This window comes from Trinickia sp., assembly GCF_057351765.1.
In genome coordinates, this window is the sequence record NZ_JBMRBK010000069.1 from 98,798 (window position 1) to 111,770 (window position 12,973).

General features: G+C 60.4%; 12 protein-coding genes. 7 read left to right on the forward strand and 5 right to left on the reverse strand.

Annotation, left to right across the window (positions count from 1 at the left end; translation table 11 throughout):
* The first annotated feature begins 16 nt into the window (after positions 1 to 16).
* The 3 genes from ACO1XS_RS18750 (at position 17) to ACO1XS_RS18760 (ending at position 5,146) form a co-directional block, all read left to right on the forward strand.
* On the forward strand, positions 17 to 1,129 hold the full coding sequence (locus ACO1XS_RS18750; protein ID WP_486391375.1) for an efflux RND transporter periplasmic adaptor subunit: 1,113 nt from the start codon (positions 17 to 19) through the stop codon (positions 1,127 to 1,129).
* Positions 1,126 to 4,266, forward strand: coding sequence for an efflux RND transporter permease subunit (locus tag ACO1XS_RS18755; protein ID WP_331574227.1), 3,141 nt, complete (start codon positions 1,126 to 1,128; stop codon positions 4,264 to 4,266). The genes ACO1XS_RS18750 and ACO1XS_RS18755 overlap by 4 nt, the downstream gene beginning before the upstream one ends.
* Before the next feature lie 73 nt (positions 4,267 to 4,339).
* Positions 4,340 to 5,146, forward strand: coding sequence for an oxidoreductase (locus ACO1XS_RS18760; protein ID WP_486391376.1), 807 nt, complete (start codon positions 4,340 to 4,342; stop codon positions 5,144 to 5,146).
* Positions 5,147 to 5,237: 91 nt separating this feature from the next.
* Here ACO1XS_RS18760 and ACO1XS_RS18765 read toward each other — a convergent pair whose 3' ends face one another.
* Positions 5,238 to 5,585, reverse strand: a complete 348-nt coding sequence (locus tag ACO1XS_RS18765) for a hypothetical protein (RefSeq protein WP_331574231.1) — start codon at positions 5,583 to 5,585, stop codon at positions 5,238 to 5,240.
* A gap of 54 nt (positions 5,586 to 5,639) precedes the next feature.
* On the reverse strand, positions 5,640 to 8,150 hold the full coding sequence (locus ACO1XS_RS18770; protein ID WP_331574233.1) for a cation-translocating P-type ATPase: 2,511 nt from the start codon (positions 8,148 to 8,150) through the stop codon (positions 5,640 to 5,642).
* Positions 8,151 to 8,612: 462 nt separating this feature from the next.
* Here ACO1XS_RS18770 and ACO1XS_RS18775 point away from each other — a divergent pair, with 462 nt between their 5' ends.
* Genes ACO1XS_RS18775 through ACO1XS_RS18785 form a run of 3 tightly spaced genes read left to right on the forward strand, consistent with a single transcriptional unit; the run spans position 8,613 to position 9,810 of the window.
* Entirely contained in the window at positions 8,613 to 8,930 is a 318-nt protein-coding gene (locus ACO1XS_RS18775) for a metalloregulator ArsR/SmtB family transcription factor (RefSeq protein WP_331574235.1), read from the forward strand.
* Positions 8,931 to 8,945: 15 nt separating this feature from the next.
* Positions 8,946 to 9,380 (forward strand): YeeE/YedE family protein, encoded by a 435-nt coding sequence (locus ACO1XS_RS18780; protein WP_486391377.1) that lies wholly within the window; start codon positions 8,946 to 8,948, stop codon positions 9,378 to 9,380.
* Between the two features lies 1 nt (position 9,381).
* Positions 9,382 to 9,810 (forward strand): DUF6691 family protein, encoded by a 429-nt coding sequence (locus ACO1XS_RS18785; protein ID WP_331574239.1) that lies wholly within the window; start codon positions 9,382 to 9,384, stop codon positions 9,808 to 9,810.
* 87 nt (positions 9,811 to 9,897) lie between these two features.
* Here the strand turns inward: ACO1XS_RS18785 and ACO1XS_RS18790 are convergent, their stop codons facing one another.
* Positions 9,898 to 11,010: a WD40 repeat domain-containing protein gene (locus tag ACO1XS_RS18790; RefSeq protein WP_486391378.1), complete on the reverse strand. Its 1,113-nt coding sequence runs from the start codon at positions 11,008 to 11,010 to the stop codon at positions 9,898 to 9,900.
* A 265-nt stretch (positions 11,011 to 11,275) separates the two neighbouring features.
* Here ACO1XS_RS18790 and ACO1XS_RS18795 point away from each other — a divergent pair, with 265 nt between their 5' ends.
* Complete coding sequence (locus ACO1XS_RS18795; RefSeq protein ID WP_486391379.1) at positions 11,276 to 12,028, forward strand: FRG domain-containing protein; 753 nt, start codon at positions 11,276 to 11,278, stop codon at positions 12,026 to 12,028.
* Positions 12,029 to 12,088: 60 nt separating this feature from the next.
* On the opposite strand, the gene ACO1XS_RS18800 is transcribed toward ACO1XS_RS18795, so the two are convergent.
* On the reverse strand, positions 12,089 to 12,370 hold the full coding sequence (locus ACO1XS_RS18800; protein WP_486391380.1) for a DUF3303 domain-containing protein: 282 nt from the start codon (positions 12,368 to 12,370) through the stop codon (positions 12,089 to 12,091).
* A gap of 227 nt (positions 12,371 to 12,597) precedes the next feature.
* Positions 12,598 to 12,945, reverse strand: a complete 348-nt coding sequence (locus tag ACO1XS_RS18805; protein ID WP_486391381.1) for a hypothetical protein — start codon at positions 12,943 to 12,945, stop codon at positions 12,598 to 12,600.
* Between the last annotated feature and the right edge of the window lie 28 nt (positions 12,946 to 12,973).

The following is a 12,973-nucleotide window of genomic DNA, read 5'->3' on the forward strand; positions in this document are numbered from 1 at the left end:
CGCCGATGAGACTTTCATGCGCTTCCGCCGCCTGGTTTCCTTTGTCGTTTGTGCCTTGCCGTTTGCGCTCGTCGCTTGCGGCGGTAAGGCCCCCTCCGATCCGCGCACCGAGGTGCCGCTCGTGCGTTCCGCGATCGTTCAGAACGCGAGTGCCGCATCGCGTTCGTTTACGGGAACCGTCGCCGCACGCGTGCAGAGCGACCTCGGGTTTCGCGTGTCGGGCAAGGTGCTCGAGCGGCTGGTGGATGCGGGGCAGACCGTCAAACGTGGTCAGCCGCTCATGCGCATCGATCCCGTCGATCTGAAGCTGGCCGCGCAGGCTCAGCAGGAGGCGGTTGCAGCCGCACGAGCACGGGCGCTGCAGACGGCGGGCGATGAAGCTCGCTACCGAGACCTGCGCGGCACCGGCGCGATATCGGCTTCGGCCTACGACCAGGTCAAGTCGGCGGCGGATGCGGCCAAAGCCCAGCTCAGTGCCGCGGAAGCGCAAGCCGACGTGGCCCGTAACGCGACCCGATATGCCGAGCTGGTGGCGGACGCGGATGGTGTCGTCATGGAAACGCTGGCCGAACCAGGCCAGGTCGTGACCGCCGGACAGACGGTGGTGCGCTTGGCCCACGCCGGGCGTCGCGAGGCCGTCATTCAGTTGCCTGAAACGCTGCGCCCCGAGATCGGTTCAGTGGCACAAGCGACACTCTTCGGCACGCAAGGCGTAAGTGTCCCGGCCACGCTTCGCCAACTCTCCGATACTGCGGATCGCCTCACGCGCACGTTCGAAGCGCGGTATGTCCTGCAAGGAGATCTGGCCAACGCCCCGTTGGGCGCCACGGTGACGATCCAGATTCCGGACGCGCGCTCCTCCGTGCAAGGCGCGTTGCAAGTGCCGATGGGGGCACTGCTCGACACGGGCAAGGGCCCCGGGGTATGGGTCATCGACGGCGAGCCGGCCAAGGTGTCCTGGCGGCCGGTTTCAATTCAGCATCTGGATGACGACAGCGCACGCATCACCGCTCGACTCCAACAAGGCGACCGGGTCGTCGCGCTCGGCGCACATCTGCTGCACGAGGGCGAGCGTGTTCGGGTGGCAGGCCAAACCGTTGCCGCGGCGACCCAAGGAGTCCGTCCGTGAGTACAGGCCGTTTCAACCTATCGGCGCTCGCCGTGCGCGAGCGCGCCATCACCTTGTTCCTGATCTGCCTGATTTCGCTGGCGGGACTCATTTCGTTCTTCAAGCTCGGGCGCGCGGAGGATCCGGCCTTTACGGTCAAGGTGATGACGATCATCACCGCGTGGCCGGGTGCCACCGCGCAGGAAATGCAGGACCAGGTTGCCGAGAAGATCGAAAAGCGCATGCAGGAGTTGCGCTGGTACGACCGGACCGAAACCTACACGCGACCGGGGCTGGCCTTCACGACCTTGACGTTGCTCGACAGCACGCCGCCTTCGCAAGTGCAGGAGGAGTTCTACCAAGCCCGGAAAAAAGTCGGCGACGAGCTCGCCAATCTTCCCCCTGGCGTGATCGGCCCCATGGTCAACGACGAATACGCCGATGTCACCTTTGGGCTGTTCGCGCTCAAGGCCAAGGGCGAACCGCAGCGCTTGATGGTGCGCGATGCCGAGAAGTTGCGCCAACGGTTGTTGCATGTTCCGGGCGTGAAGAAGGTCAACATCATCGGCGAGCAGGCGGAGCGAATCTACGTTCAGTTCTCGCATGAGCGTCTGGCCACATTGGGTGTCAGTCCGCAGGACGTGTTCGCCGCGCTCAACGGCCAGAACGCCTTGACGCCGGCCGGCTCGATAGAGACCAAGGGCCCCGATGTGGTCGTTCGTTTGGACGGCGCCTTCGACGCATTGCAGAAGATTCGCGACACACCGGTCACGGCGCAAGGTCGCACGCTGAAGCTGTCGGATATTGCCACCGTCAGCCGTGGCTACGAAGATCCCGCGACATTCATGATCCGCAACAACGGCGAGCCGGCCTTGCTATTGGGCATCGTCATGCGCGACGGCTGGAACGGACTCGATCTCGGCAAGGCACTGGACTCGGAGGTGGGTACGATCAACGCCGAGTTGCCGCTCGGCATGAGCCTGAGCAAGGTGACGGACCAGGCCGTCAACATCAAGTCGGCGGTTGACGAGTTCATGATCAAGTTCTTCGCCGCATTGCTGGTGGTGATGCTGGTGAGCTTCATCAGCATGGGCTGGCGCGTGGGCGTCGTCGTTGCTGCGGCGGTACCGCTGACGCTGGCGGCCGTCTTCATGGTGATGGCGGCGACGGGCAAAAATTTCGATCGCATCACGCTCGGGTCCTTGATTCTTGCGCTGGGTCTGCTGGTGGACGACGCGATCATCGCCATTGAAATGATGGTGGTGAAAATGGAGGAGGGTTACGACCGCGTGGCCGCTTCCGCCTATGCGTGGAGCCATACCGCGGCACCGATGCTATCGGGCACGCTCGTGACGGCCGTCGGCTTCATGCCCAACGGCTTCGCCCGATCCACGGCTGGCGAATACACCAGCAATATGTTCTGGATCGTTGGCATTGCACTGATCGCGTCATGGGTCGTCGCCGTGGTCTTCACACCCTACTTGGGTGTCAAGCTGCTGCCCGACTTCAAGAAAGTCGAAGGAGGCCACAACGCGATCTACGACACGCCGCGTTACAACCGTTTCCGTCGGTTGCTGGGGCGGGTGATTGCGCGCAAGTGGCTGGTCGCGGGTTCGGTCGTGGGCCTCTTCGTTTTGGCTATCGGCGGTATGGCGGTAGTGAAAAAGCAGTTCTTCCCGATTTCCGATCGCCCCGAAGTGCTCGTCGAAGTGCAGATGCCCTATGGCACGTCGATCGTGCAAACGAGCGCCGCCACGGCGAAGGTGGAAGCCTGGCTTGCCAAACAAAAGGAAGCCAAGATCGTCACGGCCTACGTGGGTCAGGGTGCGCCACGCTTCTATTTGGCCATGGGTCCGGAGTTGCCCGATCCGTCGTTTGCCAAGATCGTGGTGCGCACCGACAGTCAGGATGAGCGCGACGCGTTGAAGCAGCGGTTGCGACAAGCCGTCGCCGACGGCCTGGCCTCCGAAGCGCGCGTGCGCGTGACGCAACTCGTATTCGGTCCCTATTCGCCGTTCCCCGTTGAATACCGCGTCACGGGTCCCGATCCGGACAAGCTGCGCGATATTGCGGCTCGAGTTGAGCACGTGATGAATGCCAGCCCGATGATGCGCACGGTCAACACCGACTGGGGCACGCGCACGCCCAGCCTGCACTTCACGTTGCAGCAGGACCGATTGCAGGCAGTGGGACTGAGCTCCAGCGCCGTGGCGCAGCAGCTGCAATTCCTGCTGACCGGCGTCCCTGTCACTACCGTACGTGAGGACATTCGTACGGTGCAGGTTATCGCCCGCTCGGCCGGCGACACCCGCTTGGACCCGGCCAAAATAGGCGACTTCACATTGGCGGGCGCCAACGGGCAGCGCATCCCGCTGTCGCAAGTGGGCAAGATCGAGGTGCGCATGGAGGAGCCGATCATGCGGCGGCGCGACCGTATGCCGACGATCACCGTGCGCGGCGATATCGCCGATGGCTTGCAGCCCCCGGATGTGTCGGCGGCGATCACCAAACAGCTTCAGCCCATCGTCGACAAGCTGCCGAGCGGGTATCGCATCGAGCAGGCCGGCTCGATCGAGGAGTCGGGCAAAGCGACGAAAGCCATGTTGCCGCTCTTTCCAATCATGCTGGCGATTACGTTGCTCATCATCATCTTTCAGGTGCGCTCCATCTCCGCAATGGTCATGGTGTTCCTGACCAGCCCGCTGGGGCTGATCGGTGTGGTGCCGACGCTGATTCTGTTTCGCCAACCGTTCGGCATCAATGCGTTGGTTGGCTTGATTGCGCTCTCGGGCATCCTGATGCGCAACACACTGATTCTGATCGGTCAGATTCGCGAGAACGAACGGGCGGGATTGGATCCGTTTCACGCGCTCGTCGAAGCCACCGTGCAGCGTGCGCGACCGGTGGTCCTGACCGCGTTGGCAGCGATTTTTGCCTTTATCCCGCTGACTCATTCGGTGTTCTGGGGAACCCTCGCGTACACATTGATCGGCGGTACGTTGGCTGGAACAATCTTGACGCTGATGTTCCTGCCGGCCATGTATTCGATCTGGTTCAAGATCAGGCCGCGTGATACGAACGATCGGGGGATAGGCCCGCACGAACACGCGCAGTCCGTGAAAGAGATGCTCGATGACGAGTTCGCCGCCAAGTCATGAACCTCGAATGAAAGACCCGGCGGGGCGGCTCATCCGCTCTTTATCCTCATTCACCTGCTAGAAGAGAACTGCTATGTCGAATTCCAAAGTGGTCGTTGTGACCGGCGTGTCATCGGGTATCGGGCGCGCCACCGCAGAGAAGTTCGTCAAACGAGGTTGCCAGGTATTCGGCACGGTACGTAACCCTGCAAACGCACAGCCCATACCGGGTGTTGTGCTGATCGAAATGGATATCCGTGACGACACTTCGGTTCAACGCGGATTCGAGGCCGTCATCGCTCGAGCTGGGCGCATCGACGTGCTGATCAATAGCGCGGGCGTGACCTTGCTCGGCGCGACCGAGGAAACGTCGATTGCCGAGGCCCAGGCACTGTTCGATACCAACGTTTTTGGGGTTTTGCGAACGATACAAGCGGTGCTGCCGCATATGCGCGCGCAGCGTGCGGGACGAATCGTCAACATTAGTTCCGTGCTCGGCTTCCTTCCGGCTCCGTACATGGGGCTCTATTCGGCTTCCAAGCATGCCGTCGAAGGAATGTCCGAGACCCTGGATCATGAGGTGCGCAAGTTCGGAGTCCGCGTGGTGCTGGTCGAGCCTTCCTATACCAAGACCAATCTGGATCTCAATGCACCCCATGCTGCGTCCAAGATCGCAGCCTACGACGATGAGCGCGCAGTCGTTTCCCGCGCCATTCAAAAAAGTGTCAGCGAGGCGCCAGAGCCCGATGGCGTCGCAACCACGATCGTCGATGCGGCGTTGGGCGAATGGAAAATGCGGCGCGCGCCGAAAGGTCAAGCCTCTTTGCTGAGTAAATTGCGTCGCTTCATGCCGGCCGGTCCCGTCGATGCAAGCTTGAGAAAGACATTTGGGCTTTCGTGACGGTTCTTTCGCGATGTTCTAAGCGCTCGCGCCATAGTTGCTCTCAGCCGCTTCTCCGCGATCCGCGTCGGGGGCGTCGTTGTCACCCTCATCAGAACGCGGCCTGCAGCCAGTAATCGAAGGCGAGCACGGCGAACGAGCAAAGAAGCCCCATCGCCAGGTTCGTCAGACGATGCTCGAGATCGGCGTGCCGATAAAGCCAGGCAACGACGAGAAACAGCGCTTCGACGACCACCTGCACCACGAACACCGCGAGCATCAGCCCATACTCGTAGCCCATCTGCTTGAAGTTCGCGAAGCTCATGCCGAATGCCGCAATCCAGGACCCGACACGGTAGAGCTCATAGATGAACAATAGCGCCGGGAACACGTAGCTCACGACGTAGGTGGGCTTCGTCGCATGCTGCAGCTCGAAATGAAAATGGTGTGTATTTTCCATGTCAGCCTCCTACGTCGTCTTCGGTCATGTTACGCGCCTCGATACATGCCCGCATCAAGGACCGAACAGCGCAACCAGTCCGAACAGTCGCGCCAGGGCGGGAACGGTCGTCAAAAGCACGAGCGCCACCACCGTAATGCTCAGAACAATCCAAAGATAGCGATTCCGCTGGGGCGCATGCACACGGGTCCCAGACTGCGGCAATACGCGGATTACAAAGATCAACGCAACATTGCCCGCCACGAGTGTCGCAAATACGAGTGTACGAGCGAAGGGCAGTGGGTAGCCTTGAGTCAGCAGACCCGCATAGAGCCCTAATACGAGCATGGCTGCCAAAAGGCCAGCCGTTGCCCCTCGAGCCAGTGCGCGGTTCGAAAGCAGCCGCTCGCCGGCGCGTCGTGGCGGCACACGCATCAGGTTCGCCCGCTCAGGCTCGTTCTCGAATACGACCGAGCATACTGGATCGATAACCAGTTGCAGAAAAACGATGTGGACCGGCGCGAGCAGGGGCGGCCAGCCGACAAGAACCGGAATCATCGTGGCGGCGATCATCGGAATGTGAACGGCCACCGTGTAGCTGATCGCTTGCACGAGATTGGCGTAGATACGCCTGCCCAGCCGTATCGCCGATACGATCGGCGCGAAGTCGTCACGCAGCAAGACCAGCGAGGCGACCTCGCGTGCCACTTCGGCGCCGCGCAACCCCATTGCAATGCCGATGTGCGCCGCCTTGAGCGCCGGTGCGTCGTTCACGCCGTCGCCCGTCATTGCGACCACCTGGCCACTTTCCCGGAACGCGTTGACGAGCCGTAGCTTTTGCTCCGGCTTCACCCGTGCGAATGTGTCGACATTCTCAATGGCATCGCGAAGCTGTACGTCGTCCATCGCTGCCACTTCCCCGCCGGTCACGATCCGTGCTCCGTCGATTCCGACTTCGGTCGCAATAGCCCGCGCCGTAGATGGATAATCGCCGGTGATCATCACCACGCGGATGCCGGCTGCCTGGCATTGCGCGATGGCCTCCGCAACTTCCGGACGCACCGGGTCCAAGAGACCGACCAGGCCTACGAAAGAAAAGTCGAAGTCATGCTGTTTTTCGGGCCAGCCCGCATGTGAGTGCTGTGCCTTGGCCACCCCAAGCACCCGTAGCCCGCCCGACGCCATCTGCGCAGCATGGTCGAGGACGGTTTGCGTTTCCCGCTCACCAAGGTGACACAGAGCACAGACCGCCTCCGGCGCGCCCTTGCAGGCCACTGCGTGATGGCCGGGTTCCGGCGTATGCCATGCGTGGGACATCGCCGGCAACTCCGGCGTCAGCGCGTACTCATGAACCAGCGACCAGTCCTTGTGAAGACGTCCGGTGCCGGCGAGTCCAACCCGACCCGTTTCGTGAAATGCGCGCTCCATTGGATCGACAGGCTCGATTTCGCTGGCGAGCACCAGATATTCGATCAGCTCGTGATATGCCTCGTCTATGCGCTGAGTGGTCTCATCGATGACTTGCCGCTTTCCTTGGGCGAACAGCACGCGCACGGACATGCGATTTTGCGTCAGTGTGCCCGTCTTGTCGACACAGAGTACCGAAGTCTGGCCAAGCGTTTCGATCGCGCTCATGCGGCGCGTCAGCACGCCTTCGTTAGCGATGCGGCGCGCCCCTAACGCCATGAATACGGTCAATATCACCGGAATCTCTTCGGGAAGAATCCCCATGGCCAGCGTGATGCCCGCCAGCACACCCGGAAGCCACTCCCCGGAGCGCCAACGATAGGCCGCGACGAGCAGCAAACACAGTGCGATCGAAGTCAACGCGAAGCGATTGACGAACGTTCTCGTTTCGAGTTGCAACGGCGAGCGGGCTTCCGTGATGCCGGTCAACGATTTGCCAATGCGACCGAGCGTGGTATTCGGCCCCGTCGCTGTCACGATCATTTGCCCCTGACCCTGCACGACCATCGAACCAAAAAACAGTTGACTGTCCGGGGCTTGCTCGGAACGTACATTGGCTCGCGAAGCGGATTTATTCACCGAAACGGATTCGCCCGTCAGAAGCGACTCGTCGACGCTCAGTTCGTGAGCCTCCGTCAAGGTTCCGTCAGCCGGCACGCGGGCTCCCTCGTCGACGAAAACCACGTCGCCCGGCACCAGTTCGGCAGCGGAAACGAGTTGCCGTTGTCCGTCTCGAAGCACCTGCGCGCGGGGCGCGGACAGTTCGCGAAGAGAGTCGAGAACCTGAGCGGTGCGGTGACTTTGGAAGACGGTGAGAAAGACGATCCCGGCCACGAAAGCGAGGAGCGTCAGCGCTTCGGAAACGTCCCCGAGCACAAGATAGATAGCGCTCGCAGCGAGCAGCAGCAGGAACATGGGCTCACGAAGCACTTCCCCCAATGTTCGCCACCAGGTGCGCCGCAGCGTGGAGTCCACGACGTTGCGGCCGAAGCGGGCACGCAGTTGCTCCACGCGTGCGCTCGTCAGCCCACGCGTTTTGTCGGCGTCCCCAGCTGGCGATGCCGGTTCGACGTAACCGGCGACGACGTCCGGGACGGACTCTACGCGATTTGCCGGCATTTTGGTGTCGATTTATACGAGTACTGCGTGATGGAACCGGCTGCTCAACGACGGGCGGCGCCCCGACAGCTCTTACAGATCTGGATGACTCCATGGGCATCCGGATCATCCCAATAGAAACGCAATTCAGCCCCGCCGTCTGCGGGCACGTCGAATATACCGCTGGTTATGTAGGAGCGTACCCATCTCTAGAATGGCGCCAGGCGCCCCCGCCATCCTTGACTTGCATCAAGTAGTTGATTTTGGGCGTGCTACAAACGCATTCAGCGGAATCTTCAGATAACTGATGCCGTTTTCCTCGACGGGTGGAAATCCGCCGGCCCGTGTGTTGATCTGCACCGACGGCAGAAGAACGGGCATGGCGAGCGTCGCATCACGCGTTTAGCGCAGGCGTGCACTCATTATATTTACAGATAGTTTATATTTAAATATAATGAGTGCGTGTGAGTCATTGAGTGCGCGATGAAGAAGAACTCCGCTCGAATCGACCTGTCGGCGATGCAATCGGCGGCGGAAAAGGCCTGTGCGCTTCTGAAGGTTCTGGCCAATCCGGACAGGTTGCTGCTGATGTGTCAGTTATCCCAAGGGGAGTGGTGCGTGAGCGATCTGGAGGAGCAGTTGGGAATTCATCAGCCCACACTCTCCCAGCAGCTCGGGGTGCTCCGCGATAACGCGCTCGTCGAGACGCGGCGGGAAGGGAAGAACATCTTTTACTCCATCGCGAGTACGGAAGCGATTGCGATCATGGCCGTGCTGTACGACCAGTTTTGCGCGCAATGAAGATGAGGAGTGGCGATGTCGATCGATATCGTGAGTTTCACGCCGGGTCTGTCACTGGCCGGCGGCGTGGTGATAGGAGTCGCGGCTGCCGTGCTTGTTTTGTTCAACGGACGTATCGCGGGCATCAGCGGCATTCTCGGTAACGTGCTCGGCTCGCCGCAGACAGATGCGGGCTGGCGTCTCGCTTTTCTTGCAGGGCTTGTCGGGGCGCCCGTGTTGGCAGTGTTGCTCGGGCACCCGATAGCACCCGATATCCAGGCCGGATGGGGCGAAATACTCGTAGCAGGATTTCTGGTCGGTATCGGCACGCGTTACGCGAGCGGGTGCACGAGCGGCCATGGTGTCTGTGGGATCTCGCGTGGCTCCCTCCGTTCGGTCGTTGCGACGGCAACGTTCATGGCGAGCGGTATCTTGACCGTTTTCGTCCACAGGCATCTGCTGGGAGGCTGAGATGGGTTGGCTTACCGCACTACTTTCCGGGCTTCTTTTCGGAATCGGCCTGATGCTATCCGGCATGGCCAATCCGGCGAAAGTGCTCGGGTTCCTCGACATCGCCGGACGATGGGATCCGTCGCTGGCATTTGTAATGGCTGGGGCAATAGCCATCGGGGCCATTGCGTTTGCCTTTGCAAAGCGTCTGAAGAAATCCCTGCTGGGCTTGCCGATGTGGATTCCGAGCAGTTCGTCCGTTACCCTGAGACTGGTTCTCGGCAGCGCAGCGTTTGGCGTGGGCTGGGGGCTTGCGGGATTTTGCCCGGGTCCGGCGTTGGTCGCCCTGGGCGCAGGCTTTTCGAAGGCATGGGGTTTTGTGGCTGCGATGCTCGCCGGTATGGCTGTATTCGAGTTGATACGATGGTCGTCCGCTTCACCTGGTGTGTGAGTTGACATGTCAACTCGATTACGACGGCAAGCATTACGGCATTTGCAAGGCCGTCTGAAACACGCTACTTGAGCCAGACGCATAGGCTTATTCGACCCGATAGAGCCCGACACAGCCCAGATCCGTTCGAACAGCCAGCAAGCCGTCGTGCGTCCATGCAAGCGCAGCGGACTTTGCGACTTGATCGATTCGCAGCTCCCCATGCTTGCGCATCGTCGGCAATTCATACACATGAGCGAGGCCGCGGCTAAAGAAGGCCAGGCGGTCGTGTTCGGTGTCGATCGCGAAGTCGCCATCGCCCAAATCATTCAGATTCGGCCAAGTTGCAACAGGTTCACCCGACGCCAGTTCGAAGGCCATCAGGCGCCAGCGTCCATACTTCTCCTTGACGAGCACGCGTCGATCGTCTGCCGTGAAGGCGAGTTTGTTGACCATTTCAAAGTCGCCCTGAATGCTCGAGCGCAGCATCCCGCTCGTGATGTCATGAATAAGAATGTGGCCCGCCTTCGCGCAATGCGCCAGAAGAGCGCCGTCCGCGGAGAGTGCGCCGGTGAGCTGCGGGCTGTGGCCGGCATAGCGCTCCGGTTCGATGTTCAGGCGCAACAGGTCCTTCTCGCCGGCCAGATCGCGCACGACGAGTTCCGGTTCTTCGTACCACGCCGCGACCGCTCCCTGACAGTCCAGAAAGCTTGCCGGTGTCTTGTTCGGCGGTGTAAGCGCATCGATGCCGTTTGTTGTCGGGTCCCACACCCGGATCTGATGGTCGGCGCGAAACAGCACTGTTCGTCGCTCAGGCACGGGCATCAGTTTCCATACCAGGCTGTTCTGGCCAACAAATGCGAATGACTCACCGCTTCCATCGCGTGCGACTCGCCACAATGCATCGCCTTGCCTGGCATCGTCATATTGATTGACCAGCAAGCTTTCCTCAAACTCGGCAATGGCCAGCGCGCCCGTGTATCCACGGCCGAGATACCGCAGCATGCAGGGGGCGCCTGCTGTCGCATGGGGATCGGCGAGCACCATCCCCTTGCGCAGCCGTGAGCCTTCTTCTTTTTCAAGAAAGCGTCGCAAGGACAAATCGTCAGCGTGTGGCTTAACCATCTCCTTCGCCTTGCCAGGGGCGCCGGAAGTTAGCACGACATTCAAGCCATCGATCCGCGTAGCCCAGATTTTCCCCGTGGCTGGATCATGGAACATGCGAGTACGGTCCAATTTTCGTTCCTCGTTATGGTGTTGTGATTCTCAGGCCTGCGGCTTGCTCAGCGCTCCTTCGATTCGTGAGAGGATAAGGCAAAGATAACTGTATCAGGACAATCCGGGTCCTTTCCGAGACGGGATCGATGCACTGGGCCCGACGCCCGTGGCGATGCCGGGCTTTATAGTGAGCGCATTGGCACTCATCGGCTAGTTACTATCGGAAGACGATATGAAAACGACGGTTCTATCCAGTTGGAATCAGTTTATGGAATTGACATCCGGGCTCGATGGATGGGCGTTTCGTGGTCAGCAAAGCGCCGCTTGGCATCTCGAGAGTTCGCTGTCACGGTACATGCGCGCCTATGTGCATGACAAAAGCGAATGGCGCGGCCGTGAAGAGCGGGCCATTCGCGTGTTTCGGCGCAAGGCACACAATTTTCTCGACCATCCGGCGCTGCTGGTCAATGACTTGCGCTGTCTTGCGCTCATGCAGCACCACGGCGCACCGACGCGCCTCCTCGATTTCACGAAGAGCCCATTCGTGGCGGCATTTTTTGCGCTCGAGCGTGCCATCGACGATTCGGCGATTTTCGCGCTCAACACGCCGGCCCTCTGGAATAACCGGGCGCTGCCGCGAGCAAACCCCGGTCTCACGCGAGACGTCATCGATCCTCGCGTTGAAGGCCGCTTCGATCAGTACTTCTTTTGTAACTGCAACGAAGTGATTTGGTTCGGAGAGCCGACCGAGATGGACGATCGGTTAATCGCGCAGTCCGGCACGTTCGTTGTGCCTGGCGTCATCGACAAGCCGCTGCAGGAGATTCTCGACGGCTACGACACCAGCGAGGAGCTGCTGCATAAACTCGTGCTTCCCGCGACCGTCCGCGTGGATGCCATGAAATGGCTGTATCGGATGAATATCACCAATGCTTCGCTGTTTCCTGGCCTCGACGGGCTGGCCCGTTCGATCGCATTGGAACTGGAAATCGTCTGGCCCGGCATGATTGCGCTGCGCTGAATCAAGCTGGGGCGATTGCGTTCCCCGCATATCGCATCGATGCGGGGAACAACGGACGCTTTACTTCAACGCACGTCCGAAAACCTCTCCCAGTTCGGCATCTTCGACGATCGGCGCGATGTCGAGCTGCATCAAGTCGCTCCACATATATGCGAATTCGGTCAGCGCCTTCGCATCGTCAGTCTCCAGCAAGTCGAACCCGCCGTTGAGGTCCGCGCGTGTCCATCGGCCGAGCAATTTGACGCCGGCCGGCGGGAGTCCACCGGTGTTCTGAAATCGTTCGATCGCTTCGGCCCGGGACTGCGTGTTCGGGGCCCAGGTAAACGTCAGCATGAATTTCATGATTAGCCCCCTCGCTTTCGACACCGATCAAAATCCGATGTCCGTGTGGGTCGGAGAATCGGATGCGTGGCGCCGTCGTCCGCTGATGTCCGATCCGGGTGACGACGTTCAATTTATTGTAGTCAACGCCACGCGCTTGTTCGGCGAGAGGGGGCGGCAGGTAACGAAATTTTGTCGGCAGATGCTCGATATTCGGCGATTTGCCAAAAAAAGAAAGACTGTAACTGCTATTGATTGCCGCCCAGATGATCGCCCAAGCGCAGACGATCCGCCTTGATCCAGCCTTCGAACGGGTCCTCGCCGGGCTTGCTGCTCACGTACATGATCTGGTACCAGTCCTTGAACGGCTTGTAGACCGTCACACTGTCGCCGGGAACGATAAACGTGCGCTTGGTCATGCACTGAGAAGCGGGAGCCGTATAGAAGTAGGCACGCCCCTGTCCGGTGACTGTCGCTGAAAGCGGCGGCCTGAAATTGTCGCCGGCACCGCCGACTGCTTCGTTGAGTCGTCGGCAGTCGACCGGACCTTTTGCATCTGCATACGGTATCGTCAAACCCATCCACAAGCCGAGCATGGCAAGCAACGCGTACAGAGGCGCCTTT

Excerpts from the sequence above, each read along its gene's own strand:
- ACO1XS_RS18750 (WP_486391375.1), top strand. The coding sequence starts at position 17 with ATGCGCTTCCGCCGCCTGGTTTCCTTTGTCGTTTGTGCCTTGCCGTTT.
- ACO1XS_RS18760 (WP_486391376.1), top strand. The coding sequence starts at position 4,340 with ATGTCGAATTCCAAAGTGGTCGTTGTGACCGGCGTGTCATCGGGTATC.
- ACO1XS_RS18765 (WP_331574231.1), bottom strand. The coding sequence starts at position 5,585 with ATGGAAAATACACACCATTTTCATTTCGAGCTGCAGCATGCGACGAAG.
- ACO1XS_RS18770 (WP_331574233.1), bottom strand. The coding sequence starts at position 8,150 with ATGCCGGCAAATCGCGTAGAGTCCGTCCCGGACGTCGTCGCCGGTTAC.
- ACO1XS_RS18775 (WP_331574235.1), top strand. The coding sequence starts at position 8,613 with ATGAAGAAGAACTCCGCTCGAATCGACCTGTCGGCGATGCAATCGGCG.
- ACO1XS_RS18780 (WP_486391377.1), top strand. The coding sequence starts at position 8,946 with ATGTCGATCGATATCGTGAGTTTCACGCCGGGTCTGTCACTGGCCGGC.
- ACO1XS_RS18785 (WP_331574239.1), top strand. The coding sequence starts at position 9,382 with ATGGGTTGGCTTACCGCACTACTTTCCGGGCTTCTTTTCGGAATCGGC.
- ACO1XS_RS18790 (WP_486391378.1), bottom strand. The coding sequence starts at position 11,010 with ATGTTCCATGATCCAGCCACGGGGAAAATCTGGGCTACGCGGATCGAT.
- ACO1XS_RS18795 (WP_486391379.1), top strand. The coding sequence starts at position 11,276 with ATGGAATTGACATCCGGGCTCGATGGATGGGCGTTTCGTGGTCAGCAA.
- ACO1XS_RS18800 (WP_486391380.1), bottom strand. The coding sequence starts at position 12,370 with ATGAAATTCATGCTGACGTTTACCTGGGCCCCGAACACGCAGTCCCGG.
- ACO1XS_RS18805 (WP_486391381.1), bottom strand. The coding sequence starts at position 12,945 with ATGCTCGGCTTGTGGATGGGTTTGACGATACCGTATGCAGATGCAAAA.